General features: G+C 59.4%; 36 protein-coding genes. 34 read left to right on the top strand and 2 right to left on the bottom strand.

Annotated features, from left to right (window positions below):
• Window positions 1–81: 81 nt before the first annotated feature.
• The 22 genes from CSQ93_RS24805 (at window position 82) to CSQ93_RS29070 (ending at window position 17104) form a co-directional block, all read left to right on the top strand.
• Entirely contained in the window at window positions 82–585 is a 504-nt protein-coding gene (locus tag CSQ93_RS24805; protein ID WP_099380337.1) for a head completion/stabilization protein, read from the top strand.
• Complete coding sequence (locus CSQ93_RS24800) at window positions 585–794, top strand: tail protein X (protein ID WP_099380336.1); 210 nt, start codon at window positions 585–587, stop codon at window positions 792–794. Before CSQ93_RS24805 ends, CSQ93_RS24800 begins: the two co-directional genes overlap by 1 nt.
• Before the next feature lie 65 nt (window positions 795–859).
• On the top strand, window positions 860–1231 hold the full coding sequence (locus tag CSQ93_RS24795; RefSeq protein WP_035820867.1) for a hypothetical protein: 372 nt from the start codon (window positions 860–862) through the stop codon (window positions 1229–1231).
• Window positions 1231–1791, top strand: a complete 561-nt coding sequence (locus CSQ93_RS24790) for a glycoside hydrolase family 108 protein (protein WP_099380335.1) — start codon at window positions 1231–1233, stop codon at window positions 1789–1791. The genes CSQ93_RS24795 and CSQ93_RS24790 overlap by 1 nt, the downstream gene beginning before the upstream one ends.
• The gene (locus CSQ93_RS24785; protein WP_099380334.1) at window positions 1788–2300 is read left to right on the top strand and encodes a lysis system i-spanin subunit Rz; all 513 of its coding nucleotides are present in this window, start codon (window positions 1788–1790) and stop codon (window positions 2298–2300) included. The genes CSQ93_RS24790 and CSQ93_RS24785 overlap by 4 nt, the downstream gene beginning before the upstream one ends.
• Window positions 2284–2772 (top strand): phage tail protein, encoded by a 489-nt coding sequence (locus tag CSQ93_RS24780; protein ID WP_099380333.1) that lies wholly within the window; start codon window positions 2284–2286, stop codon window positions 2770–2772. Before CSQ93_RS24785 ends, CSQ93_RS24780 begins: the two co-directional genes overlap by 17 nt.
• Window positions 2769–3236: a phage virion morphogenesis protein gene (locus CSQ93_RS24775; RefSeq protein ID WP_099380358.1), complete on the top strand. Its 468-nt coding sequence runs from the start codon at window positions 2769–2771 to the stop codon at window positions 3234–3236. The genes CSQ93_RS24780 and CSQ93_RS24775 overlap by 4 nt, the downstream gene beginning before the upstream one ends.
• A gap of 121 nt (window positions 3237–3357) precedes the next feature.
• Window positions 3358–4269 (top strand): hypothetical protein, encoded by a 912-nt coding sequence (locus CSQ93_RS29075; protein WP_158301353.1) that lies wholly within the window; start codon window positions 3358–3360, stop codon window positions 4267–4269.
• Between the two features lie 236 nt (window positions 4270–4505).
• A complete protein-coding gene (locus tag CSQ93_RS24770) occupies window positions 4506–5150 on the top strand; it encodes a phage baseplate assembly protein V (protein WP_099380332.1) in 645 nt (214 codons plus the stop codon).
• Window positions 5147–5491, top strand: a complete 345-nt coding sequence (locus CSQ93_RS24765; RefSeq protein WP_099380331.1) for a GPW/gp25 family protein — start codon at window positions 5147–5149, stop codon at window positions 5489–5491. The genes CSQ93_RS24770 and CSQ93_RS24765 overlap by 4 nt, the downstream gene beginning before the upstream one ends.
• Window positions 5488–6399, top strand: coding sequence for a baseplate assembly protein (locus tag CSQ93_RS24760; protein ID WP_099380330.1), 912 nt, complete (start codon window positions 5488–5490; stop codon window positions 6397–6399). Before CSQ93_RS24765 ends, CSQ93_RS24760 begins: the two co-directional genes overlap by 4 nt.
• Window positions 6392–7012, top strand: coding sequence for a phage tail protein I (locus CSQ93_RS24755; RefSeq protein WP_099380329.1), 621 nt, complete (start codon window positions 6392–6394; stop codon window positions 7010–7012). Before CSQ93_RS24760 ends, CSQ93_RS24755 begins: the two co-directional genes overlap by 8 nt.
• Complete coding sequence (locus CSQ93_RS24750; RefSeq protein WP_099380328.1) at window positions 7009–8568, top strand: phage tail protein; 1560 nt, start codon at window positions 7009–7011, stop codon at window positions 8566–8568. Before CSQ93_RS24755 ends, CSQ93_RS24750 begins: the two co-directional genes overlap by 4 nt.
• A gap of 2 nt (window positions 8569–8570) precedes the next feature.
• Entirely contained in the window at window positions 8571–9053 is a 483-nt protein-coding gene (locus CSQ93_RS24745; protein ID WP_099380327.1) for a hypothetical protein, read from the top strand.
• 37 nt (window positions 9054–9090) lie between these two features.
• Window positions 9091–10266, top strand: a complete 1176-nt coding sequence (locus CSQ93_RS24740; protein ID WP_099380326.1) for a phage tail sheath protein — start codon at window positions 9091–9093, stop codon at window positions 10264–10266.
• Between the two features lie 50 nt (window positions 10267–10316).
• Complete coding sequence (locus tag CSQ93_RS24735) at window positions 10317–10826, top strand: phage major tail tube protein (RefSeq protein ID WP_099380325.1); 510 nt, start codon at window positions 10317–10319, stop codon at window positions 10824–10826.
• 39 nt (window positions 10827–10865) lie between these two features.
• Window positions 10866–11174, top strand: a complete 309-nt coding sequence (locus CSQ93_RS24730) for a phage tail assembly protein (RefSeq protein WP_099380324.1) — start codon at window positions 10866–10868, stop codon at window positions 11172–11174.
• Between the two features lie 8 nt (window positions 11175–11182).
• Window positions 11183–11296, top strand: a complete 114-nt coding sequence (locus tag CSQ93_RS24725; protein WP_071650284.1) for a GpE family phage tail protein — start codon at window positions 11183–11185, stop codon at window positions 11294–11296.
• Between the two features lie 30 nt (window positions 11297–11326).
• Window positions 11327–14167 (top strand): phage tail tape measure protein, encoded by a 2841-nt coding sequence (locus CSQ93_RS24720; RefSeq protein ID WP_099380323.1) that lies wholly within the window; start codon window positions 11327–11329, stop codon window positions 14165–14167.
• A 14-nt stretch (window positions 14168–14181) separates the two neighbouring features.
• Window positions 14182–14790 carry a phage tail protein gene (locus tag CSQ93_RS24715; protein WP_099380322.1) on the top strand — a complete coding sequence of 203 codons (609 nt, stop codon included), beginning with the start codon at window positions 14182–14184 and terminating at the stop codon, window positions 14788–14790.
• A complete protein-coding gene (locus CSQ93_RS24710) occupies window positions 14787–16019 on the top strand; it encodes a phage late control D family protein (protein ID WP_099380321.1) in 1233 nt (410 codons plus the stop codon). The genes CSQ93_RS24715 and CSQ93_RS24710 overlap by 4 nt, the downstream gene beginning before the upstream one ends.
• A gap of 173 nt (window positions 16020–16192) precedes the next feature.
• Window positions 16193–17104: a hypothetical protein gene (locus CSQ93_RS29070; RefSeq protein WP_158301352.1), complete on the top strand. Its 912-nt coding sequence runs from the start codon at window positions 16193–16195 to the stop codon at window positions 17102–17104.
• Between the two features lie 165 nt (window positions 17105–17269).
• On the opposite strand, the gene CSQ93_RS24705 is transcribed toward CSQ93_RS29070, so the two are convergent.
• Together CSQ93_RS24705 and CSQ93_RS24700 are read right to left on the bottom strand one after the other, a co-directional pair.
• Window positions 17270–18661 carry a serine/threonine protein kinase gene (locus CSQ93_RS24705; RefSeq protein WP_099380320.1) on the bottom strand — a complete coding sequence of 464 codons (1392 nt, stop codon included), beginning with the start codon at window positions 18659–18661 and terminating at the stop codon, window positions 17270–17272.
• A 609-nt stretch (window positions 18662–19270) separates the two neighbouring features.
• Window positions 19271–19717 (bottom strand): helix-turn-helix domain-containing protein, encoded by a 447-nt coding sequence (locus tag CSQ93_RS24700; protein WP_099380319.1) that lies wholly within the window; start codon window positions 19715–19717, stop codon window positions 19271–19273.
• An 80-nt stretch (window positions 19718–19797) separates the two neighbouring features.
• Here CSQ93_RS24700 and CSQ93_RS29065 point away from each other — a divergent pair, with 80 nt between their 5' ends.
• The 12 genes from CSQ93_RS29065 to CSQ93_RS24645 all read left to right on the top strand — a co-directional run bounded on the left by CSQ93_RS29065 (window position 19798) and on the right by CSQ93_RS24645 (window position 25751).
• Window positions 19798–20001, top strand: a complete 204-nt coding sequence (locus tag CSQ93_RS29065) for a hypothetical protein (protein WP_158301351.1) — start codon at window positions 19798–19800, stop codon at window positions 19999–20001.
• 10 nt (window positions 20002–20011) lie between these two features.
• Window positions 20012–20215 (top strand): hypothetical protein, encoded by a 204-nt coding sequence (locus tag CSQ93_RS24690; protein ID WP_035820909.1) that lies wholly within the window; start codon window positions 20012–20014, stop codon window positions 20213–20215.
• A gap of 37 nt (window positions 20216–20252) precedes the next feature.
• Window positions 20253–20441, top strand: a complete 189-nt coding sequence (locus tag CSQ93_RS24685) for a hypothetical protein (RefSeq protein WP_096234259.1) — start codon at window positions 20253–20255, stop codon at window positions 20439–20441.
• Entirely contained in the window at window positions 20351–20701 is a 351-nt protein-coding gene (locus CSQ93_RS24680) for an ogr/Delta-like zinc finger family protein (protein ID WP_324847611.1), read from the top strand. The genes CSQ93_RS24685 and CSQ93_RS24680 overlap by 91 nt, the downstream gene beginning before the upstream one ends.
• A 120-nt stretch (window positions 20702–20821) precedes the next feature.
• Window positions 20822–21217, top strand: a complete 396-nt coding sequence (locus tag CSQ93_RS24675) for a hypothetical protein (RefSeq protein ID WP_099380316.1) — start codon at window positions 20822–20824, stop codon at window positions 21215–21217.
• A 101-nt stretch (window positions 21218–21318) separates the two neighbouring features.
• Window positions 21319–21672 carry a hypothetical protein gene (locus CSQ93_RS29560; protein WP_035820917.1) on the top strand — a complete coding sequence of 118 codons (354 nt, stop codon included), beginning with the start codon at window positions 21319–21321 and terminating at the stop codon, window positions 21670–21672.
• Window positions 21662–23497 (top strand): replication endonuclease, encoded by a 1836-nt coding sequence (locus CSQ93_RS24665; RefSeq protein ID WP_099380315.1) that lies wholly within the window; start codon window positions 21662–21664, stop codon window positions 23495–23497. Before CSQ93_RS29560 ends, CSQ93_RS24665 begins: the two co-directional genes overlap by 11 nt.
• The gene (locus tag CSQ93_RS29270) at window positions 23494–23646 is read left to right on the top strand and encodes a hypothetical protein (RefSeq protein ID WP_199534505.1); all 153 of its coding nucleotides are present in this window, start codon (window positions 23494–23496) and stop codon (window positions 23644–23646) included. Before CSQ93_RS24665 ends, CSQ93_RS29270 begins: the two co-directional genes overlap by 4 nt.
• Window positions 23640–23879: a hypothetical protein gene (locus CSQ93_RS24660; protein ID WP_099380314.1), complete on the top strand. Its 240-nt coding sequence runs from the start codon at window positions 23640–23642 to the stop codon at window positions 23877–23879. Before CSQ93_RS29270 ends, CSQ93_RS24660 begins: the two co-directional genes overlap by 7 nt.
• Complete coding sequence (locus CSQ93_RS24655; protein ID WP_199534504.1) at window positions 23876–24490, top strand: hypothetical protein; 615 nt, start codon at window positions 23876–23878, stop codon at window positions 24488–24490. The genes CSQ93_RS24660 and CSQ93_RS24655 overlap by 4 nt, the downstream gene beginning before the upstream one ends.
• Window positions 24487–25338, top strand: coding sequence for a phosphoadenosine phosphosulfate reductase domain-containing protein (locus tag CSQ93_RS24650; RefSeq protein ID WP_099380313.1), 852 nt, complete (start codon window positions 24487–24489; stop codon window positions 25336–25338). The genes CSQ93_RS24655 and CSQ93_RS24650 overlap by 4 nt, the downstream gene beginning before the upstream one ends.
• A 161-nt stretch (window positions 25339–25499) precedes the next feature.
• Window positions 25500–25751 carry a DUF4224 domain-containing protein gene (locus CSQ93_RS24645; RefSeq protein ID WP_046682344.1) on the top strand — a complete coding sequence of 84 codons (252 nt, stop codon included), beginning with the start codon at window positions 25500–25502 and terminating at the stop codon, window positions 25749–25751.
• Window positions 25752–25765 lie beyond the last annotated feature (14 nt).

The raw sequence follows: 25765 nt of genomic DNA, 5'->3' as shown, positions 1-25765 counted from the left end.
CGGGGGGATTCTGGCCAACGCATTGGCAACAATCTCGGCCTGATGAACCCCGTCCACCGCCCCATTTTGAAAGCGTCCCGTATGTCCTTCATGGCCCTGCCCCCGTCAATCCCGCCCGGCACCACCCCGGCGCCGCCAGCACAAGTCCTTGGCATCATCGAAAACGACGGCTGGTTTCCCGACATCCTGCTCACCGATATGCGCGACGCCATGCGCCTGGATGGCACCGTCACCGACGCGCGCCTGGTACAAGCCGTGGTCGATGCCATCCTGCAGGTCAACCGCGAGCTGGCCGACTGGCAGGGACAGCATACCGCTGCCGGCATCACCTCCCTGGTGGACGTGCCGGCCACGCGCATCAACCGCGAGTCCCGCTTGCTGGCGCAGTACCGGCGCGCCGTCTACAGCACGGCGAAAGCCGATCTGATCGAGCGTTACCGCGACTACGACAGCACGGCCACGTCCGTCAGCGACAAGAAAAGCATGGAATGGCTGGACGAGGCGCCAGGCGCGCAGCGGCGCAATGCGCAATGGGCCATCGCCGATATGGTCGGGCGCACGCACCTGACCGTGGAACTGATCTGATGCAGGTACGCACGCAGCAGCACGACACGGTAGACGCCCTGGTGTGGCGCTACCTGGGCGACGGTGCGGGATACGTCGAGCAAACCCTGGAAATGAATCCCGCGCTGGCGCGCCACGGCGCCGTGCTGCCCGCCGGCCTGGTCGTCACCCTGCCCGAGCCGGCGCCCAGCATGGGCCAGGCCGCGGACATCGTGCAGCTATGGGATTAATGCAGCAATCCACCATTTTTACCCTCATGAAAAATCTATCTAACTTCACCCCGGAGTATCAAACAATGTCCGCAGAATCGTTTGGTGGTTTCGCCACCCTGGTCAAACTGTACGGCTTCAAGGCGGCGCTGGGCATGGTCGGCGCGGCCATGCTGTACATCGTGCTGCCCCCGCTGAACAGCGACGGCACCTTCAACAAAGGCGAATTCGTCGCCCGCCTCGCCTGCGCGGGCGTGTTCTCGTGCCTGCTGGGCGGCACCGTGTACCAGCTGCTGTGCGCCCAGCTCCCGGCCATCGGCGCCATGGTCAACGCGTCCGCCATCGACTTGATCGTCGGCGCCCCCGGCTGGTGGGTATCGCGCGCAGTGGCCCTGTGGTTCCAGCGCCGCAGCGACAAGGACATCGCCGAGCTGGTCAAAGACGCAAAGGAACACTGATGGCCACCACAGAAAATCCACTGATCGCGCGCACCATCGACGCCATCCTGCGCGCCGAAGGCGGCTATGTGAACGACCTGGCCGACAAAGGCGGCGAAACCAATTACGGCGTCACCGTGGCCGTGGCGCGCGCCAACGGCTACACGGGGCAGATGCGCGAGCTGCCCGTGACGATGGCGCGCGCCATCTATACGGCCCGCTACATCACGGAACCCAAGTTCGACCAGGTGCTGGCCCTGCATGCCGGCATCGGCGCCGAGCTGATCGACACGGGCGTCAACATGGGACCGCATCGCGCGGCCGAGTTCCTGCAGCGCTGGCTGAACGGGTTCAACGACACGGGGGCGCGCTACCCAGCCCTGTTCGTCGATGGCCGCCTGGGCACGCAGTCGCTGGGCGCGCTGGCCGCCTTCCTGAAATGGCGCGGCCAGGATGGCGCCGCCGTGCTGCTGCGTGCCTTGAACGGCCTGCAGGCCGCGCGCTATCTGGAAATCACCGAGGCTAACAAGAGCCAGCGCCGGTTTCTGTTCGGCTGGATCAAGGAACGGGTGGCCATATGACCACAACCACCTGGCGCCCGCTGGCCGCCTGCCTGCTGTGCGGCGCCATCGCAGGCTGGACGACGCAGGGCTGGCGCAAGGACGCCAGCATCGCCGAACTGCAGCGGCAGGCGTCCACCAACAAGACAACGGCCGCCACCGCACTGGCCCAGGCCACGGCCCGCGTGCTCACCCTGGAGCGCGCCGCCGGCGCCGCCCTGGCACAGCGTGCCGACCACCTCACCCAGGAGCAAACCCATGCGAAAACTGAACGTGACCGTTTTAACAATGACGTGCGCAGCGGCACTGTGCGCCTGTCAATCCCCATCGCCAGCGGCCAGTGCGCCGCCACTGCAGATACCTCCGCTGCCGCAGGCCATCGGATTGAGGCGCGCGCCGAACTTGACCCAGCGACTGCGGCAGCTCTTGACGCCATTGCCGGCGACGGCGATGACGCCACCCGCCAGCTGAACGCCTGCATCGACGCCTACAACACCGTGCGAGACACCTACCATGTACAAACCGAATAGCCTGCGCCAGCACCTGGCCGCCGCAATTCCCCAGCTGCAGCGCGACCCCGACCGCCTGCTAGTCTTCGCCGACGAAGGCAACGTAGTGGCGTCGGCCACCGCCTCCCTCTCCTTCGAATACCGCTTCAAGCTCAACCTGATCGTCACCGACTACGCGGGCGACGCCGACGCCATCATGGTGGCCCTGATCGCCTGGCTGAAAGTCCACCAGCTCGACCTGATGGCCAATGAGGAAACCCGCAAGCACGGTATCGCCTTCGAGGTGGATTTTAATAACCATGAAACGGTCGATATCTCCATCAAGCTGGACCTGACCGAACGCGTGGCCGTCAAGACCGGCGAGGCGGGTCGTCTGGACATCAAGCATCTGGCCGAGATACAGCACATGCCAGCCTACGCGGACGAGTTCTGGAAGCTGTATGCAGGCGAGACCCTGCTGGCGGAATGGCGCACGCCAGAGGCCACAGCATGAGCGACGACCTGCACGCGCTGGAAGCATGGGCTGGAGCCCTGCTAGCCAAGCTACAGCCAACCCAGCGCCGCGCCATCAATCACAAGGTGGCCATCGACCTGCGCCGCAGCCAGGCCCAGCGCATCAAGGCGCAGCAGGGGCCGGATGGCGCGGCCTACCCGGCGCGCAAGCGACGCAAGGAATTCAAGGGGAAGAACGGACGCATCAAGCGCCAGAAGGCCGCCATGTTCGCCAAGATTCGCACCGCACAGTTTTTGAAGATTAAGGCAACCGGCAATCATATCGAAGTTGGCTTCGTTGGCCGTGTCGCCCGCATAGCGCGAGTTCACCAGTTCGGGGAAGAAGATCGCATAAACAAGAGAGGCACCGTCTACAAGTACCCTGAACGGCCGATACTGGGCTTAAGTGAGCCGGATCGGACGTTGATACGCGAATCGCTGCTGCGTTTTATAGAAAAAAGCTAACTTTTTTCAATGCAAACTTATCCTGACATTAGTTATCAAATGAGTTAGAGTCACATGATACCGATCGCAGCCGGCCAATTGCGGTCATCCAAAAAGAAATATAAACGATATAGGGAGGGGCATGACACTACCTTTGTTTCTGCTGCCGAACATGGCATATGCAGCCGATGTTGCTACTCGCCTCGATGCAATTGATGGCCGAGTAGTCTGCGAAGAAGATTACGTCAGTACTTGGCTGACTACGACAAAAAACCAATGGCAAATGCTAGGAGGTTCGGCTTTCACCGTCCTGCAAACGCTGAACAAATCCGAAGAAACTTTGTTTGGCTGCGACGGTTTGATCGCGCTACATGATCCTTCTTTGGATTTGTACAAGCTGATGCTGTTCGAGGCAAAAGTTCTTAAACCTATTGGAATGGATAGAGCACAATCCAAAGCGACACCTAGGGCCATCTGGTCATATAATACCCCACCACCACCAGCCCACTCGCACTTCGCCGACCAATTAGGCCGACAGCACTGGTGGAAGACTGTCGCCAATGAGTTGTCCATTATAGAGTTCTTTATTGATTTGCGACCGCCTGCACCGCCCTTCACTGCTGCTAACGGCTTTCTCGAATACGGCAGCACATGCGTTCTGCATGAACTTGCCCGAAACCTTGTGACGCCATCAGGTTATCCCAACCCGCCTTACACGGTAGCTAGTCCAACCATTGCTGAAAATGGTATATGGACAGAAAATACGGTCATCCCACTTCCCGAAAAAGCCTCAATCCGGAGTGCGCTGTGGAACCTTTCGAAATGCAAATTTGGTAAGCCAATGCACCATCCGGACGGATTAAAGGGCATATTGATCGATCTAATGCAGCGGCAACATCCGGATCCCCGCGGTAATCAGGGCATTAACCCTACTGGTGAGAACTTGAGGTTAACCGGGCAGTTGCCTGACATCCTTCAAGCGGCAGGCATCCGTTTTTTTGCGCAATTTTCAGGACAGTCCCCACCGAGCTGGCTGCATGCCATCGACGGCTGAGACAATTAGGCGAGCCACATACAGCATTTGAGAGATACAAGGGATGAAAGCCCGTCGATGGAATTGAGCGTCAGACGGAAGAAATTGAAGTCGACTGAGGACTCAATCGGTCACGCGCCAGATTGACCTTGCTTGGGAAATGTGGATTTATGTATCGCTGGCTTCCATAGTCACTAAGCTTTATATCAACCCGCCCCCGCGTGCATCCGCACGCGGACTTCGGCAACATGCACTGCATGAACGCCGACCTGTCCGACCTCCTCCGCTTGCTGCAAAACCTGATCCGCCTTGGCACCATCGCCGAGGTCAAAGGGGCCAAGGCGCGCGTGCGGCTGGGGCCGACACTCACCACCGAATGGCTGAAATGGGCCACCCGACGCGCCGGCAGCACGCGCACCTGGTCGGCGCCGACTGTCGGCGAACAAGTGATCGTCTTTTCCCCCGGCGGCGATCTGACGCGCGGCATCATTGTGCCGGCGCTGTACTCGCAGGCGTTTGACGCGCCCGACACCAGCGACAGCATCCACACCACGCACTATCCTGACGGCGCCGTGGTGCAGTACGACCACGCGGCCCATGCCCTGACGGCGACGCTCCCCGGCGGCACCGCCACCATCACGGCCGACAAGGTGACGTCGAACGCGCCCAGCACCATTTGCACGGGCGACCTGACCGTGATGAAAAACCTGATCGTCAACGGCGCCACCGGCCTGAACGGCGGCGTGAACGCCAAGGCCGGCGCCGCTGGCGGCGTGGCCATGGCCGTGCAAGGCACGATCAAAGCCAGCGACGACGTGCTGGCCGGCGCCATCAGCCTGGCCAAGCATCCGCACGGCGGCGTCAAGGCCGGCGGCGACCAGTCGGGCGGGCCGCAAGCATGATGGGCATGCACGCCGCCACCGGGCGCAGCCTGACGGGCCTGGGCCACCTGCGCCAGTCCGTGACCGACATTCTCACCACGCCCATGGGTTCGCGCATCCGCCGCCGCCGCTATGGCTCCGAAGTGCCCGAGCTGATCGACCAGCCACTGAACAGCGCCACGCAGTTGCGCATCTACGCGGCTACCGCCTTTGCCCTGCGCCGCTGGGAGCCGCGTTTGCAACTGTCCAGCGTGCAGCTCACGCGCGACACGGACGGCGCCATCGCGCTGCTGCTCGATGGCACGGCGAACGGCCAGGGCATCACCCTGTCCGTGCCCGTCAAGCAAGGGGGCGTCGTATGAGCACGCCCATCGACCTGACCCAATTGCCGGCGCCCAGCGTGGTCGAGGTGCTCGACTTCGAAGCCATTCTGGCCAAGCGCAAGGCGCACCTGGTCAGCCTGCTGCCGGAAGCCGAGCGCGCGGCTGTCACGGCCCTCCTGGAGCTGGAATCGGAACCGGCCACCAAGCTGCTGGAAGAAAACGCGTATCAGGAAACCATCCTGCGCAACCGCGTCAACGAGGCCGGCAAGGCCGTCATGCTGGCGTTTGCCCTCGATGGCGACCTGGACCAGCTGGGCGCCAACGTCAACGTGGCGCGCCTGGTTATCACGCCGGCAAATCCCAACGCCCTGCCGCCCGTGGCCGCCGTCATGGAAGACAACGACGCCTACCGCCTGCGCATCCAGGAAGCGCCGGATGGACTGTCCGTGGCCGGCCCGAAAGCGTCGTATGAATTTCACGCCCGCAGTGCGGACGGCCAGGTCAAGGACGCCAGCGCCACCAGCCCCGCGCCGGCGCATGTCATCGTCACGGTGCTGGCCAACAACGACACCGGCATCGCCGACGCCGCGCTGCTGGCCACTGTGGCGCGCGCGCTCAATGCCGAGGAAGTGCGCCCCCTGGGCGACCGCTTGAGCGTGCAGGCCGCCCAGGTCATCGATTACCAGATCGAGGCCACCTTGTTTATCGGCGTCGGCCCGGAAGTACCGATTCTGCTGGACGCCGCGCACGCCAACGCCGCGCGCGTCTCGCAGCCGCGCCGCCCGCTGGGCCACAGCATTTATCGATCCGCCTGCAGCGCCGCCGTCCACGTTGAAGGCGTGCGCAAGGTCGTCTTGACCAGCCCGGCGGCGGACATCGAACTGAACGCCACCCAGGCCGCGCGCTGCACGGCCATTAAGTTGAATGTGGTGGTGCTCGATGAATAAGCACGTGGCCACCCTTCCGCCCAACACCACGGCGCTGGAGCGTGCCATTGCCGTTGCCTGCGCCGAGCTGGTCAACGTGCCCGTGCCGCTGCGCGACCTGTGGAATGCCGACCGCTGCCCGGTTGCCCTGCTGCCGTTTCTGGCCTGGGCCTGTTCCGTTGACCGCTGGGACGATGTCTGGCCCGAATCGACCAAGCGCGGCACCATCAAGGCGTCCTACTTCATCCACAAGCACAAGGGCACGATTGCCGCCGTGCGCCGCGTGGTCGAGTCCCTGGGCTATCTGATCCGCATTACCGAATGGTGGCAAACCACGCCACCGGGCGTGCCGGGTACTTTCCGCCTCGACGTGGGCGTGCTGGACACGGGCATCACGGACGCCATGTTTCAGGAAATGGAGCGCCTGATTGCCGACGCCAAACCCGTTAGCCGTCACATGACGGGCTTGGCGCTGTATCTGGAAACTCGCGGCACGGTTTACACCGGCGTTGCCGCGTACCACGGCGACGTCATGACCGTGTATCCGTGGATCGCGGAAACCATCGAAGTGCGCGGCACGCTGTTGCAGGCCGGCGCATCCCATACCATCGACACCATGACCATCTATCCATGAGCACATATTTCGCAATTCTGACGCAGGTGGGAGAGGCCAAGCTGGCCAATGCCATCGCCCTGGGCCAAACCCTGAAACTCAAAAAAATGGGCGTAGGTGACGGTAACGGCACCTTACCGGTTCCCGACCGAGGACAAAGGGCGCTTGTGCGCGAGGTGCACCGCGCCGACCTGAACAAGTTGGACAAAGACCCGGACAACACCAGCCAGATCATTGCCGAGCAAGTCTTGCCAGAGAACGTGGGCGGCTGGTGGATGCGCGAACTCGGCATTTATGACGAGGCTGGCGATCTGTGCGCCGTGGCCAACTGCCCGCCCAGCTACAAGCCACTGATGGCGGAAGGTAGCGGCCGCATGCAGGTGGTGCGCATCGTGCTGATCGTCGCCAGCACGGCCGCTATCGAGCTGAAAATCGACCCGTCCATCGTTCTGGCCACGCGCAAGTATGTCGATGACCAGGACATTACCGTGCGTGCCTACAGCGATGCGCAACTGGCCAAGCACCTGGCGGCTCTTGACCCGCACCCGCTGCTGGCCAAGGTCGCCTATGTCGATCAGCAAGACACCAGCGCACGCGCCTATGGCGATCAGCAACTGGCCAAGCACCAGGCCGCCGCTGACCCGCACCCACTGCTGGCGAAGGTCACCTACGTCGATCAACAGGACACCAGTACACGCACCTATGGCGATCAGCAACTGGCCAAGCACCAGGCGGCGGCCGACCCGCACCCGCTCCTGGCAAAAGTCACCTACGTCGATCAGCAGGACACCAGCACACGCACCTATGGCGATCAGCAGTTGGCCAAGCACGCAGCGGCGGCAGATCCGCATCCGCAATACAGCATGAAGGAAGTGGCGACACTGCCGAAGTTCGACGCGTCGAGCAAGCTGGTCAATGCCGACTTTGTGCAGCGCGCGCAAGGAAACATGGTGCGCTATGCCGACGTCACTGAAAGCCGTTCACTCACCGCCGAAGACATGGGCTGCGCCCTGTACTTCCCGACTGCGGGCAAGGCCATCACCATTCCCGACCCGGTATCGCTTGGCATTCCCAACAATTCCGGCAAGTGCGTCAAGTTCTTCGGGCTGTTCAATAGCGGCACCATTCTTGCCGCGCCAGGCGTGACCATTGGATTTGATGTCGGCAGTGTGCCGAGCATCACGATCAAGCCTGGGCAATTCCTGACCCTCATGGCGACCGGGCCAAAAGTCTGGCAAGTCATCGAATCGACCGCCGAGCTGTGGCGCAATGCCGACTTTGCGGCAATGTTGTCTTCGAGTGGCTACCAGAAACAACCCGGCGGCATGATCCTGCAATGGGGCGGCGGAGCGCAGACACCGGAATCTGGCTATGTCGACGTGATCTTTCCGATTCCGTTTCCAAACGCGTGTTTTCACGTCTTCACTGGATATGAAGGGCAAGGTGGAAGCGGGTCCAGTCTGCCCAGCAATATCAACGCCGGTATGAGGACAAAAACGGGCTTCCGCCTGTACACCTACAACGGGAATGCGCTTTCGGCCGGCATCACCCCCTCCTATTTTGCGATTGGAAACTAATCATGCCCGTCAGATATTCCCCGAGCACAGGTTTTTTTTACCCCGTCAACATCGAGTACCAGGACATCCCGTCCGATGTGTTTGAGGTATCCGAGGCGGACCACCTGGCCGCCCATACCGCCCGCGCATCCGGCGGATCGTTCAAGTTTGTCAAAGGGGCGCTGCGCATCACGCCGGCCCCTGCCATTCCCTATGGCCAGGTGTGCGCCGTCTACCTCAATACCGTTCGCGCGCGCCGTGACGGCATCCTCAACCGCCTAGCCGGTATCGGCTTTGCTGCCATGGCCAGCGGCGATGCGGCAACCGCGCAAGCCATCGCCACGGCGCGCACCTGCCTGCTCGACATCACCATCTGCCCGACAGTCGTCGCCGCGCAGGATATGGACGCCCTGCAAGCGGCCGTCAGCGCCGAATTCCAGCGCATCGCCGACGCCTTGCCGCAAGAGGCCCGGCGCGCCTTCGATGATGCAGGCAACACCCAGTAACACCCCCGACATTCACTACCTACCAGGAGAGCCAGCAATGCCCACCGACTACCACCATGGCGTGCGCGTCATTGAAATCAACGAGGGTTCGCGCCCTATCCGCACCGTGTCCACCGCCGTGCTGGGCCTGATCGCCACGGCCGACGATGCCGACCCGGCCGCCTTCCCGCTCGACACACCTGTGCTCGTTACCAACGTGCTGGCCGCCATGGGCAAGGCCGGCAAGACCGGCACCTTGTACCGCGCGCTGGAGGCGATTGCGGCGCAGACAAAACCGCTGACGGTCGTGGTGCGCGTGGCCGAGGGTGAGACAGAAGCGGAAACCACCACCAATGCCGTGGGCGGCGTGTCGCCGGACGGCAAGTACCTGGGTGCCCAGGCGCTGCTGGCCGCGCAAAGCAAGCTGGGCGTGAAGCCGCGCATCCTGGGCGCGCCGGGACTGGATACCCAGGCCGTCACCAATGCCCTGGCCAGCGTGGCACAGCGCCTGCGCGGCTTCGTGTATGCGTCCGCTTATGGCTGCGCCACCGTCCCGGCGGCCACCACCTATCGCGGCCAGTTCGGCCAGCGGGAAGTGATGATGATCTGGCCCGACTTCGTGAACTGGAATACCGCCACCGACGAAGAGGCCAGCATTTCCGCCGTAGCTTACGCCATGGGCCTGCGCGCCAAGATCGACGAGGAAACGGGCTGGCACAAGACTTTGTCGAATGTGGTCGTCAACGGCCCGACCGGCATCACCAAGGATGTATTTTTCGACCTGCAAGACCCGGCCACCGATGCCGGCGTGCTCAACGCCAAGGAAGTGACCACCCTGATTAACATGGGCGGTTACCGTTTCTGGGGTTCGCGCACCTGCGAGGAACCGGGCGGCTTCTTCTATTTCGAAAGCTACACGCGCACGGCCCAGGTGCTGGCCGATACCATCGCCGAGGCGCACTTCGCCTATGTCGACGTGCCCTTGCACCCGTCCCTGGTCCGCGACCTGCTGGAAAGCATCAACGCCAAATTCCGCGACCTGAAATTGCAGGGCTACATCATCGACGGCCACGCCTGGTATGACGAGCAGTACAACGACAAGACGGCGCTGAAAGACGGCAAGCTGGCCATCGATTACGACTACACGCCCGTGCCGCCGCTGGAAAACCTGCGCTTCCAGCAACGCATTACCGACCGCTATCTGGCCGACTTCGCCTCACGCATCGCCGCTTAACCGACCCCGTGCCCGCCGTGCGCGGGCGCAACTGACCACTGGAGAACGCTATGGGCATGCCCCACAAACTCAAGCAATTCAACGTATTTCAAAACGGCGTGCTGTTCATGGGCATGGTGCCCGAAATCACCTTGCCCAAGCTGAGCCGCAAGATGGAAGATTACCGCGCCGGCGGCATGAGCGGCCCCGTGTCCGTCGACTTCGGCAACGAGGCACTGTCGCTGGAATGGACCAGCGGCGGCCTGATCGCCGAAGCCTTGAAGCAATACGGCGCGCATGCGCACGGTGCCGTGATGCTGCGCTTCGCCGGCGCGTACCAGAACGACGAAGATGGCAACGTCGCTGCCGTCGAGGTTGTCGTGCGCGGCCGCTACAAGGAAATCGACATGGGCGGCGCCAAGATGGGCGACGACACCACGCACAAATACACCATGGCCTGCAGCTATTACAAGCTGATGATCGACGGCGCCACGGTCATCGAACTGGACTTCATGAGCGGCATCGAGAACATCGGCGGCGTCGACACGAATGCCGCCATCCGCAAGGCCAGCGGTCTGTAATCCCTTTTTTATTCACTACCCACACACAAGGACAACACCATGAACACCGAAAACAACAATCAAGCCGTCATCGAACTGGACGAGCCGATCAAGCGCGGCGACACCTTCATCACCTCGCTGACCGTGCGCAAGCCCAAGGCGGGCGCGCTGCGCGGCATTTCCCTGATCGAGCTGGCCAACCTGAACGTGTCGGCCCTGCAGATCGTGCTGCCGCGCATCACCGAACCGACCTTGACCTCGCACGACATCGCCAACATGGACCCGGCCGACCTGCTGGCCGTGGGCGCCGAGGTCGCCGGTTTTTTGGCGAGCAAAGCAGATCGCCTTTCGGTATCCCCGGCGAAGTAGAAGATGCCATGGCCGACATCGCCGGCGTCTTCCACTGGACGCCGGCAGCAATGGACGGCTTTACGATTGATGAACTGATGGCCTGGCGCGAACGCGCCCGGCAGCGAAGCGGAGCGGAATAGATGGCTGGTCGGGATTTGAGGTTACAGGTAGTGTTTGCAGCGCTGGACAAGATCACCGGCCCGCTGAAAAAAATCATGGGAGGTTCCAGCGACACGGCCAAGGCCTTGAAGGCCACCAGCGACCGCTTGCGCGACCTGAACACGCAGCAAAGGAACCTTGGGAAATTCCGCGAACTACATAGCGGTATTCGAACAACGGGGGTTGAGCTGAAAGAAGCTCAAAAAAAAGTAAAAGAGCTGGCCGCAAGCATAAAACAGACCGAGTCTCCTACACGCGCCATGACGCGTGATTTGAAGGCGGCGACGAAGGTCACGCAGGACTTGACACTGAAAGGCCGAGAACAGAGCCAGCAATTCCGCGTCCTGCGTACCAGCCTCAAGGAAGCCGGCATTGACACGCGCCAACTGGGCAAAGCCCAGGAGTGGCTTAAGAACAGTATCCAGTTGACCAACGTTGAGCTGGCGTCGCAACAAAAGCGCCTGGCCGCGTCAACCGCCAAGCAGCAACGCGTCACCAACGCCACCCAGCATGCCGACAAGCTGCGCAACAAGGCGGGCAACATGGCCATGGCCGGCGCTGGGGCGACCGCCACGGGCGCCATCATCGGCGCGCCCGTCGTCAAGGGACTGAACGAGGCCAAGCACTATCAAACGGAAGTGGGCCGCGTCAACGCCCTGGGCCTGGGCGACAAAGTGTCAGCCGAGGCCGTTGCCTTTGCGCGCAACATGAAGACCTACGGCACCAGTCAGCTCGACAACCTGCAGCTCATGCGCGACGGCATGAGCGCCTTTGCCGACGTCCACCACGCGGAAATGGTCGCCCCTACCCTGGCCAAGATGAAGTTTGCCAATCACGCCTTCTTTGGCGAGGCCGAAGGCGCCGACAACGAACGCAAGTTCATGGACATGCTCAAGGTGATCGAGCTGCGCGGCGGTCTGGAGAGCAAGGAAAAGTTTGAAGCCCAGGCCAATATCGTGCAGCAAGTCATCACCGCCACAGGCGGGCGCGTCGGCCCGAATGAGTGGCTGAACATGATCAAGACGGGCGGCATCGCGGCCAAGGGTTTGAAAGATGACGCCTTTTACTACCAGATGGAACCGCTGGTGCAGGAAATGAGCGGCAACCGCGTCGGCACGTCCCTGATGAGCGCCTACCAGAACTTGTACCAGGGCCGCACCACCAAGCGTTCAGCCCGAAAACTGGAAGAGTTCGGCCTGATCGGCGACAAGAGCAAGGTCAAGCACGACAAGGCGGGGCAAGTCTCATTCCTCGATCCCGGTGCGCTGCTGGGCGCCGAACTGTTCCGCGAAAACCAGTTCGAATGGCTGGAAAAGGTGCTGTTGCCGCAACTGGCCAAGAAGGGCATCACGGAAAAGAAACAGGTGCTCGACGCCATCGGCAGCATCTTTTCCAACCGCACGGCGTCGAACCTGTACTCGCAGATGTATTTGCAGCGCGTGCAGATCCACAAGAATGAAAAGCTCAACCGTGGCGCCGCCGATATCGGCAAGCTGGAAAAACTGGGGCGCGACTCGGCCGCCGGCAAGGAACTGGAGGCGCAGTCCAAGCTGGCCAACTTGAAACTCACCATGGGCGAAAAAATCCTGCCGCTGTACGCGCAGGGGCTGGAACTGGCCATCAGCGCCGTGCAGCGCCTGAATGGCTTCATGGAGCGCAACCCGACCGTGGCCAAGGTCATGATTACAGCTTTTGCCGTGCTGGCCGGCCTGCTGCTGGTGCTCGGCCCCCTGATGCTGGGCATCGCCGCCGTGATCGGCCCGTATGCCATGCTGCACGTCATGTTCGCAAAGATGGGCGTGACGGGCGGCGTGCTCACGCCCATCTTACGCAACCTGGGCCGCGCCTTCATGTGGGCAGGCCGGGCCGTACTATGGCTGGGCCGCGCTCTTCTGATGAACCCGATTGGCATCGCCGTCACGGTCATCGCCGGCGCCGCCTTCCTGATCTACAAATACTGGGAGCCGATCACGGCATTCTTTGGCGGCCTGTGGTCGGACGTCAAGACGGCGTTTTCCGGCGGCTTTACCGGCATCAATAGCCTGATCGCCAACTGGTCGCCGCTGGGCCTCTTCTATCGTGCCTTCGCGGGCGTGCTGGGCTGGTTCGGCATCGCGCTGCCGGCCAAGTTCACCGACTTTGCCGCCACTATCCGGCACAGCATTGTCGAGGGACTGGCGCCGTTGACAGGCTTCATTGCCAGCCTGTGGTCGCAGCTGAGAACCACCTTCAGCGGCGGCATGGCCGGTATCACTGCCCTGATTATCAACTGGTCACCGGTCGGCGTGTTTTATCAGGCATTCGCGGGCGTCATGAGCTGGTTCGGCATCAAGCTGCCGGCCCAGTTCACGGAGTTCGGCGCCAACATCCTGCGCGGCCTGGTCAACGGCATCACGGGTTCCATGGGCGCCGTCAAGGACGCCATCAGCAATGCCGGTTCCAGCACTATTGCCTGGTTCAAGGAAAAGCTGGGCATCCACAGCCCCAGCCGCGTGTTTGCCCAGCTCGGCGACTACACCATGCAAGGCCTGGCCGTGGGCTTGAACCGCAGCGAGGGCGCACCGATTGCCAAGGTATCGGGCCTGGCCCAGCGCCTGACGCAGTTGGGCGCCGGCATCGCCATCGGCACGGCCACGGCGTTACCCGCCAGCGCCTTCGACACGCGCGCGTCACTGTCACAAGGCGGGTTCGGCGCCGGCATGACGATTCAGGGCGACAAGATTGAAATCACCTTCCACGTGCAGGCCGGCACCGATCCGCAGGCCATCGCGCGCGCGGTAAGCGTGGCGTTAGAACAGCGCGACCGCGAAAAGGCGGCACGCATCCGCTCGTCCCTGCGCGACCACGATTAAGAAAGAACCACACCATGATGATGATTTTAGGAATGTTCGTGTTCAGCCTGCCCACCCTGGCCTATCACGAGCTGCAGCGACAAACGGAATGGAAGCACGCCAGCACGGCCCGCGTGGGCCTGCGCGACGCGCACCAGTACGTGGGGCCCGGCGACGACACCATCACCCTGTCGGGCTGGGTGGCGCCGGAACTGACCGGCTCCCTGTACTCGCTCGATGCGCTGCGCATGATGGCCGATACCGGTAAATCGTGGATTCTGATCCAGGGCACGGGCCGCATTCTCGGCTCCTACCGCATCACCAGCATGACGGAGGGGCGCAGCATTCTGGGCGGCAGCGGCGGTGCGCGCCGCGTCGAGTTCTCGATTGCGCTCAAGCGCGACGACGACGGCGTGCTGGCCATGGTGGGCCTGGGCGACATCGGCGACCTGAAAAACATGCTCAGCATCGATGGCATGACCAGCAGCATTGCAGGTGCAGCCAAGAATGCCGTCGGCACCGTGGTGGGCAATGTGGTCGGCGGCATCACCTCGAAATACGGCGGGGTGGTCAGCGAAATAAAAGACAAGATCGGCGGCAGCATCAGCGGCGCCATCGGCAGCGCGGCGGACAAGTTCAAATGAGCGAGCATATCCCCGCCTTCAAGGTCAGCATCGAGGACAAGGATTTGACGGCTATCGTGTCGCCGCGGCTGATCAATTTGACGTTGACCCTGTGCCGTGGCGACGAGAGCGACCAGCTCGACATTTCGCTCGATGACAGCGACGGCAAGCTGGCCATGCCGCCGCGCGGCGCGCAGATCGCCCTGGCGCTGGGCTGGCAATCGTCCGGCCTGGTGGACATGGGCAAGTTCACCGTCGACGAGGTGGAGCACAGCGGCGCGCCCGACACCATCACCCTGCGCGCCAGGTCAGCCAACCTGATCGACACGTTTAAACAGCAGCAGGAACACAGCTTTCACAAGACCACCCTGGGCGCCATCATCGAGGCGATCGCCTTTCGCAACGAGCTGGCGTCGGGCGTGTCGGCGCGCCTGCGCGACACCGCCGTCGAGCACATCGACCAGACCCACGAGAGCGATGCGGCCTTCCTGCGCCGGCTGGGCAGGAAATACGACGCGGTGGCCACCGTCAAGAACGACACCTTACTCTTCATCCCCATCAACCAGAGCCGCACCGCCAGCGGCAAGGCGCTACCCGTCACCCCCATCACGCGCGCCCTGGGCGACAGCCACCGCTACCACAGTGCCGAAAGCGACGCCTACACAGGCGTGCGCGCCTTCTGGCATGACGAGCGCTATGCGCGCCGCCGCAGCGTCGTGGCCGGCGTGCCGGGCAACAGCAAGCGCCTGCGCACCACCTTCGCCAATGAAACCGACGCGCGCGCGGCGGCCGTAGCCGAATGGCAGCGCATCCTGCGCGGCCTGGCCACCTTCGAAATGAGCCTGGCCCTGGGCAACCCGGCCGTGTTCCCGCAATCGCCCGTGACCGTGCAAGGCTTCAAGCCCGAGATCGACGCCACCGAATGGCTATCGGTCAAGGTCACGCACAGCCTGGGCGGCAACGGCTTTACCACGCGCGTGGAGTTTGAAACGAAGACGGAAGCTGTCGAGGCAGAACGCGAGGACGAGAAAGACCCGGACGAAGGCATCACGGGCGTCGTGGCCAAGTGGAAGGATGTGGCGGCGAAGAAGAAAAAGGCGGGGCAGGAACAGGCTGGCGCCGCTGGCACGCTCAAGACGCTGGACCATGTTTACAACAGCAAGCAGGCCGCAAAGCGAGCGGCCCTGCATTCGTGGCAACATATCAAAGAGGTGCGAGAAATCATCCGGGAAAATAGAGAGGAGTATTAAATCTAAGATAATATACTCAACCAAGGGGTCCGAAAGTAAGAAACGTATTAACATTAACAACTACACCAACACGAATAGAGAAAGATTTGCAATCTCTGAGAAAAAAATTCATAAAAAATCTACATTAACAATAAAAATCCAACAAGAATGACAAATAAATTACAGGAGAAAGAATGATTCAATTATTATGTCCTTACACTACAAATCTCTTGACAGAAACCAACAACGTCAATGATGAACATATCTTACCCGTTGCCCTCGGAGCGCCAAAGTCATTTTATGTTCGGGCAACCGAAGAAGAGAATTCTCGGATGAATGAGCTAATCGATTCCCCTGCATCAAACGATCCACTTTTAAGATTTATTGCTATGGCCGCTGGAGTAAAGGGACGCTCAGGAACAGTATGTTCGGAGGTAAATGGAAAGATTGAAGGTAGCGGCGAATCAGTTCAGGCATCATTCAGTAGTGACAAAATCGATCTGAAATTTATTAAACCAGTAGATATTGAAAATGGTGAAATAAAAGGAGTTCGGGGATTCGGCGAACAAGCGGTAAAGCAAGCAAATACAATTAAAAAGAACAGTGAAAAAAAAGGGAAAATTATAGAAATTGGAGAAGTACAGATCCAACAAAGTCCTTGGATCCACATGAGCATCGTTGGTGATCTTCACATAATACGAGCAGAATTAATTAAAACTGCATATCTGATGTCAGTAAGAGTTTTTGGCGATGTAGCCATTGACAGTGATAGTGGAGCTATTTTTAGAGCTGCTATGCTTGCCCCCAATACAGAGGCTATAATAGAAACAGGTATAATTGGCAGCTCCCTGAACAACCTTCCGCCTCCTTTCGAAACACCTGTCGAGAAACATGAACATCTTATATTTTCCATTCATATAGGCAAACAAATTTATACGGGTGTTCAATTATTTGGGACGTTTAGCGCTTTCTTTCTTACTCCAACATCGGGATTTACATGCGAATTTGGAACCGGTGAAATAGTAAAGATAAATGCAGCAACTAGTAGTATGACGAGTAAGACACTGGTCGAATTTTCCTATGAGTTCGCTCAAAATGGTAGGTAAGATTACCTCAAGCCATACTAACAACAGCTCAAATATTCCAAATGACTGTTTAGCAGAAAATATGTTGCATAAAAAAATATTTCCATAAAAGTCCAACCTGGTCGCCAGCATAGATTACTTCTTGGAACAAGCCGGCGTCAGGTACTCGCGCGCACTCTAGAAAAATTAAAAATGGCTTTGAATAGTTTCGAGAAATCTCTGAATAAATTGATTAATCTGCATAACTTTTTGTCCAGCCACTGTCGTCAAACTTCTTACCTCTAAAGAATCAAGAATTTCCGACTTTTTGCCTGGATAGTCACTCAACTGTACGACCCAGAAAAATTTTCCCGATTGAGTGAAACCAATATAAAAATACAAATGTGCGTACCTGGCTCCAGTGTGCTGCATGATACTTGCTGAATAATCAAATCGAAGCGCCAAATATCGTTTTAGAGCTTCGTTATCCACCGGCTTGAATCTAAGATCCTTTTTTTCAAGAAATGGATCACCTTCGCCCCGAGACAAAACACGACAATTTCCTATTCCTTTTGGTGTATGTTCATTGATATATTTAGCCCTCTCCTGCAATATCTCAATGAGACTACCGACGGTCTCATCCAATTCTTGTACTAGAATGTTTCTTTCTGATTCGCGCCGTCCCATGTCGATATATACATCACTGTTTTCGACACTCTGAGAAAACTTTTTGAGCATATCCTGAAGTGTTTGCCGCTGACTTGGCGGATTGCTTAGCTCTAGTATCTGTTTTCTAACATCTGCGCACATATCAATCAACTCGCCAATTGGTGGCCGCCCTTCCGGTTCCTGGCTAGTACATGACGTAATCAATCCTTGCAGGATTAACGCCTGCTCTTTCGGAAGATAATTTTTCAGGTGATTTCCTGCCCCACCTAGGGTCTCATAATTATTCGGAGCATTTTCTCTGGCCACCATGGCCCATAGCGTCCTACCAAGTGACCAAATATCACCGGACCGGTGATTCGGGTTTGGATATTTTGTATGCCACTCAGGTGGTCTATAACCCTGTGACCCGATAGCTTCCTCAATCCTTGTTTGCCTCTCATCATCGGGTGTATCGGCCCACATTGAGAGACCAAAATCGGCGATCACCGGGCGTCCCTCAACGTCCAAGAGGATATTTTGAGGTTTAATATCTCTGATTGCTAGTCCCAAATCATGGATAGAAGCGACGGTCACGAGAATAGCTGAAAAATCGTCAATGATCTGAACAATATCGATGGAACTGGTATTAGTGATGTATTTCGTCCGGAAGGTGCCATTTTCCATGAGCGGCATTATGTAGAAAGGTTTCTCCTCAATCATGCCATGATCTATATAACTGACGCATCCTTTTATATCAACCAATCCCTTCACAAGTATTATTTCGTTATTAAACCGAGAAAGTGATTGCTCATCGGCATCCCGGTTAAAAACCTTGGCAGCATATAGCGACTCGTCACCCGCTCGACGAACTTCGTAGACAATGCTGTTTCCTCCTCGAAAAATTCTTCCCCCAACGACGGCTTCCCAAACACTAGCACCTTCAAGTTTCATAAGCTTATTCCTGTTTCACCTGAATTTATGAGATATTATATTTTTCGTGAGGTGTCGAAGCGCTTGGCAATTTCCTTCAACGGAACTAGGCCCCGAAGATAGCAGAGTCTATTAATTCTTAGTAACTTCACGCCAATTACTCCAAGCCCCGATTCATTCTGATAAATACGATTATGTGTCAAACTTCGGTCAGCTTTCGGTGAAAATAAAAACTCTAACTTTGAATTTCATATTTCGTCCAAATAATTACATATAATCATTTCGGAAGTAAGCTTCTCTCGGATGGCGGACATTGCCGTCGGACAGGAAACTGTAATCGGCCGTAGCGGAAGTTGTTAACTCCAGTTCCCCCTCACCCATGTAGGAAAACCATCAGAAATTACGGTGGCACACTCGCACTTGACACCTTGTGTCGACTCGATAACCACACCGACGGTATAAGCTTTCCCATCGTAATAACAGGAATTTCTAATGAACCCGTTCGCAATAGCGGTCATCATTTCATATCTTTGTTGCGACCAGAAACAAGCAAAAATCAAAGGAACAAGAACCGCAACTTTCCATCTGCAGGCATTTTTTAGCAACGAAAATAGCACATTCCGCTCCGCTTTACGACGGTGATTTTTTTTTGCGACCAACGTTGATCGTTTGTGGTGCCGTAACATCGCCATGGATTTGCTGGCCAACCTTGCCGTGGAAAACCATTTGCGTATTGCGTTCGACTGATCTGGATGCAGGGGCGGCTGTAGGCTCAATACTTCCCTCAACTACACCAAGAACCCGCGCTTTCGCACGAATATCCAGTTTGCGATAGCCAGTCAACAATTCATGCTCGTCCGGAGGCAACGCTGAGAGCGCATGTTCCCCGGTCAGCAAATACAACACATCTACCCCGGCCGCGGCAACGGCCACCAAATAGTCTGAATCTGGCGTGCGGGAGCCATTTTCATAGTTGAACTGGGCACCCTTTTTTACTCCACCGAGAGCCGCAAACTCATCCTGATTGAGGCCGAGGCGCTTTCGTTCTTCCTTGAGACGATCAAAAAAATACTTCATTTGAGTACAAATACCTTTCCAAATCACTCAAATGAGTGATATATTTACGCCATTCCGTAGCGATTACAGATCATAACATTATGAATAATTTGTCAAAAGTCGGACGTATTGCGAAGGGCATCACTTCTCGGCCACTCGGCGTCCGCCTGACGCCTAATGAGGTAGACGAGGTCGAGGGCTATGCAAAGAAACTCGAGCGCTCCCGTGCCTGGTTCCTCCGCTTCCTGATCCTGCGCGGCCTCAACGACTACAAGCGCGAACTCGCATCCAAACCTACCCACTAAGGACAACGTCATGTACCCCGATGCAAAACGTATCCGCAGCCACCGCGTCATGCTGCGCCTGGACGATTACGAGCACCAGCTTGTCTCCTCGATCGCCAATTACCAAGGCGAAGAGCTTGCGGTGCTGGTGCGCCAGATCGTGATGCGTGAAGCCCTCGCCGTGATCGCCTTGGATGACGCCACTATCGACAGCGTACAGCGTCGCAGCGTTTAAACCGAGTCACTTTTGAGCAACTCTAAAGTTACAGAAAATGCCAGACCATCAAATTCACCTCAATGACGAAGAGCGCGCGGTGCTGGAACTCGTGCGCCAACGCCAGGGGCTGGCAAGTATCGATCAGGCGGCTGAATGGCTCGTCAAGTCGCGCTTACGCAAGCAGTCAAAAAACATGACAGGTCGCGGTCGCGCCCTGTACCAAGTGGAAAGAAAGCTGAAATGAGAGTCATCGGCCTGCCCTGCCCGCATTGCGATAAACGTGTCCGCGCTGTTAAGAGCCGCATGATGTCCGCCATGTTCAAGGAAATCACCTACATGTGCCAGAACCCCGAATGCGGGCACTCCTTCGTGGCAGGCCTGGAAGTGCTGCGCACCCTCTCGCTGTCCGCCATGCCCAAGGCCGATATCCGCATCCCGATGTCCCAGCATGCGCGCGCGTCAGCCACCAGCCAGCTGGCCCTGGACCTGACTGCGGGCTGCTGATGACTATCCCGATCCTCGCGCCGCCGTAACCCGGCCGCTGTAACTCCCCTCTTTTGCTGTGACCTGCAGCGCTCCCTTTTGAGCGTGCGGGATTCGTTCAACCTGAAATAAGGAAAACCGATGGAAAACACGCTGCACGCCACTAGTCATATCGACAACTCTCTTGCGACCGACACCGCGCGACAGGCCCTGCAAAAATGCTTCGAGCCTGTGGCACCGACCTGCTTTCTGCTGCACGTCCACGCCGACATCGGGGGGCTGACCGCCTACATCCATGAAATTGCCAAGACATATCACGCCTATGGTGCAACCAATCTCACCTTCATCGTCAGCAATGCGCAAGCCTTGAGCGTTGCGGGCTTTTTTACTCCTGAGCACCAACGTGTTCTGCTCGGCGGCTTGGAAATCGATTTGCGCTACTTGTTTGCCAGCGAATCGGGCGTCGTGCCGTACATCAGCTCGTCAAGAACTCTGACTGATTGGGCCAAGTATTTCCCAAAGAGTGGGGCACGCTGATGCTGCGCCTGGCCAAAATCTGCGGCATCTGGCTGCTGTCGCTCCTGATCGTCCTTACCCCTGACGTGCTGCGGGCCATCGGCGCCATCAAGGACTGAACCATGCCGGCGTCCCTTATCGACAATCACCTGTCCTTCCAGCCTGCCGCCGAGATTCTGGCCGCGCGCGACAAGGACATGCCGACGCCACCGGGCGCCGGGCATGCGCTGGCCGCCATCGCCGAAGCCAAGGCCCAGCTACGCAGCATCAAGCCGCGCAATCTGGCGCCCTTCATGGCCCAGGCGTGGGGATTGTCGCCGCGTGGCGCGCGCCGTTCCGTGTTGATCGCCGCCGGCCTGGACGCCGACCGCTGGGAATCGCCCATTCATTCATTTACCGAGGAAGAGCGCATCGAGCTACGAGCCGCCACCTCTGCCGCTATCCGTGTGTACGAAAGACTGTTGAATGCCATCTAAAGAAATTCTCAAGCCAGCCCAACGCCACGAGGCGTTCTTGCGATCCCCGTACTTCGCACCCGAGCTGGCCCGCATCCCGTTCAAGTGGCGCAACCGCGTCATCACCGCCGCCATGGCCAAGATGGCCTGGTCGTCCTGGTACAGAGTCTATGAATCCATCGCCACAAGCTTTGTGCGCGAGTTCGCCGAGCAGTACGTGCCGGCCGGCGTCGACCTGTCGCAAAGCGACGCCGACATCGTGGCCACCGCTGAGCGCGCTGCCTCTGGCGTCACCAGAATGCTGTGGATGGCCATATCTGAAACGCACGCCCTGCAGATCATGGAAGACGAATGCGCTTCGTATGGCATCGAGCTGCCCGAGTTCGAAGCGCTGACCGACACCATCGCTCGCCTGGTGGACGCCCGCTGGTGGCGCCGCCAGTTGCGCAAGCGCGTCAAGCGCGCATTTGAAGCGGGCAATATCCACCTGGGCTATGTGAAATACAGCGGCGAACCTTACGCCAGCAATGACGCCGTGCTGTCGCGCCTGGCACAAAATCGGCGCAACGCGGCAGCACTGGCCGCCACCTTAGTGCAAAACGAGAACGGCCAGCAATTCAGCATCGCCGAGCTGGCCGAGAAAACCACTGCGAATAAAGCCATCCGACGCGGCGAGCTGATGTTGCGCATCAACGGCTTTGAACAGATCGCCCGCGAGTGCGGCGACCAGGGCATTTTTATTACTTGGACGTGCCCATCGCGTTTCCACGCCATGCAGCACAGCGGCAAGCCGAACGACAAGTTCGACGGCTCCACGCCGCGCGAGGCCAATGCTTACCTGGGCAAGATGACATCGCTGTGCCGCTCCGCGCTGGCGCGCCGTGGCATCGGCCTGTATGGCTTCCGCATCGCCGAGCCGCATCACGATGGCTGTCCGCATTGGCATCTGCTGCTGTTCGTGCGCCCGACCGCGAAATACAAGACGGCCCACCTGCAGGACGTGGCGGGCCGCGCCATCCGCATCATGAAGCGCTACGCCTGGCGTGTGGACCGTGGCGAACCGGGCGCCTTCGCGCGCCGCCTGGACGTCAAACGCATCGACTGGGCCAAGGGCAGCGCCGCCGGCTATATCGCCAAGTACGTGGCCAAGAACATCGACGGCGTGGCCGAGCACAAGACGAAAGAAGGCTATGTCGTCACGGCCGATACCGAAGGCGATGTCGAGCTGACACCGTCGGCGCGCGTCGAATCCTGGGCTGCGTGCTGGGGCATCCGCCAATTCCAGCAATGGGGCGGCGCCCCCGTTACCGTGTGGCGCGAACTGCGCCGCATCGAGGAAAACATGCTCAATGAGGCGCCGGCCGCCATGCGCCGCGCCTGGGATGCCGTGCAAAAGATCGACGGCGAAAAGCGCGCCTGCTGGGCCGAATACTTGCGCGCCCAGGGCGGTGCACTGGTGCCGCGCAAGGAGCTGGTCGTCACCTTGGCCAAGGACGAAAAAACCGTCATCGGCCGCTACGGCGAAACGCAACGCAACATGCCCTACGGCGTGCGCTGCAGCGACCTCATTGGCGTGGTCTTCAAGTCCGTGCGCCATACGTGGACGCCGGTACAGGCCACAGGCGGGCGCGGGGTGGCTGTCGGGGTTGCCGTTCCTCGGACTCGTGTAAATAACTGTACGCACCCCGACCGCCCTGCCCCGGCCACGCCGCCGGCGGCGCCCATCCCTGACCTGCCTGACGAGGCAAAAACAGCACTGATTGCAGCCTGGGCGGCCGTCAACGCCTGCCCGTATCCCCGGCTGATCGTCCACGACAACCCATCGCATGAAGGAGCTACCACATGAAAACCTTTGCCGTGATCGTTCGCACCCAAACCGAACGCTTTGAATTTTTTGATGATGCCGCGTCCAGCGGCGACGTAATCGACGCTGCCATCGACCGCTTCGGCGTGTGTGGCGTTACCGCCAAACTGAAAGGAGCACCGCAATGCTGAACACCTCGACCAATTCGCCGCGGCAAATCGCCCTGGGCGACCGCGTGACATTCGATACCGATGAAGGCTACCAGGCCGGCACCGTCAACGACCTGCGCCGTGACGTGGGCAATGGCGAGCTGCACGCTTGGGTGGAACTGGACCACCAGTGGCCGGGCATGTTCCGGGCCGTACCGCTGGCCGCCATCGAGGCGGTCAAGAAAGCAGCCGCGCCTGTCGGGTGCCCAGCATGACAGCGGAACGCACATTACCGGCCGTGGCGGCCCTGTTCGTGCGCGCCAATTCGATCTACAAAGCCATGCCGGCGGTGGACGCCTGGGACGCGGAGCGCGACGCCCGCGCCTGGCCGGGTGGCGTGCCGGTGGTCGCGCATCCGCCTTGCCGCTCCTGGAGCACGCTGCGCCATCTGGCCAAGCCGCGCCCGGACGAAAAGGAACTGGCGGTGTGGGCCGTCGCCCAAGTGCGCAAGTTCGGCGGCGTGCTCGAGCACCCGAAGCGCTCTACCCTCTGGCCACACTGCGGCTTGCCAGCGATCGGCGAGCGGGACAAATTTGGCGGCTGGACGCTGCCGATTTTCCAAAGCTCGTTTGGCCACCGCGCGGAAAAGGCCACCTTGCTGTACATCGTCGGCTGTGCGCCGGCTCAAATACCGGCCATGCCCATCGTCCTGGGCGACGCCTCGCATGTGATCGCCCCGTCCGGCCGCAACCGCGCCGGCGAGCGGCGCCGAAAAGGCGATCCGGGCTGGCGGCCGGAATGCGGCAAGGCGGAACGCGAGCACACGCCGCCCGAGCTGGCGCATTGGCTGGTGGCCCTGGCGCGACGCTGCATGGTGTCCGCATGAACAGTCCATTCCTGTTCGACGGCCCGGGCGTCATTTCGTTCAGCGGCGGCCGTACCAGCGGCATGATGCTGTGGATGACGCTTCAAGCCTACGGCGGCACGCTGCCGGCTGACGTCGTGGTGTGCTTCGCCAACACCGGCAAAGAAGAGGAAGCAACCCTTGAATTCGTGCGCGACTGCGGCGAGCGCTGGGGCGTTCCCATCGTCTGGATTGAAAACCGGCCGCGCAATGCCGAGCGAGGCAAAGAATTTGCCGTCGTGGACTTTGCAACGGCCAGCCGCCGCGGCGAGCCGTTCGCCGATCTGCACGACGAAAAGAAATTCCTGCCGAACCCTGTCGCGCGTTTTTGCACGGCGGAACTCAAGGTGCGCCCGATGCAGCGCTATTTGAAATCGATAGGCCTGGTCGAGTGGACCACGTTTATCGGCATGCGCGCCGACGAGCCCATGCGCGTGGCGCGGCTGGCGAATCAGGATTATGGCAAGCACGAAGTGAAAGAGGCGCCGCTGGCGGCGGCCGGCCTGACCGTGGCCGATGTCAGCGCGTTTTGGGCGGGACAAGATTTTGACCTGGGCCTGCCGAATATGAGCGGCAAGACGATGCACGGCAACTGCGACCTGTGCTTCCTGAAAGGCGGCAACCAGGTGCTATCCCTGATCCGCGAAAAGCCAAGCCGCGCGCTGTGGTGGATACAGCAAGAAAAGAACGCCCAAACGGCCGGATCGGGTGCTGGCGGCTGGTTCCGCAAGGATAGGCCCAGCTATCAGGCGATGTATGACATGGCGATGAATCACGGTGAATTGTTCCCGTTCGATGATGCGCTGACGGATTGCGGCTGCACAGACTAGAAGGGGCATAAAAAAATGGATCAGTACAAAGAATTCTGCCGGCTGCGCGATTACCGCAAGCCTGGCGCCGAAGTCCCTCAATACACGGAGGCAGAAGCGTTCGCCTTGGCCACGAACAAATGCCAAGCATGCAGCCCGGCCATAAAGAAAGCGGCACCCCAATGAATAACCTTTTTGACAATTCGATCCAGTCCGAAACCCTGACTGCGGAAGAACTGGAAACCATTTCCGGCTGCTGCCGGAAGGTGGATCAGATCAAATGGCTGCAGCAGAACGGCTGGACCTTCATCAAAAACCGGGCCGGCGCACCCATCATTGGGCGCCTGTACGCCAGGTTGCGCTTGAGCGGCATCAATCCCGCCAGCCTGGTGAGCACGCCGGCCTGGGCGCCAGACCTGTCCAAAGTACGTTAATAGAAAGAAAACAA

It is taken from the genome of Janthinobacterium sp. BJB426 (assembly GCF_002735705.1).
GTDB lineage: Bacteria > Pseudomonadota > Gammaproteobacteria > Burkholderiales > Burkholderiaceae_D > Janthinobacterium.
The sequence above is the reverse complement of the archived record's forward strand: the minus strand, read 5'-3'. Positions and strand labels throughout refer to the sequence as shown.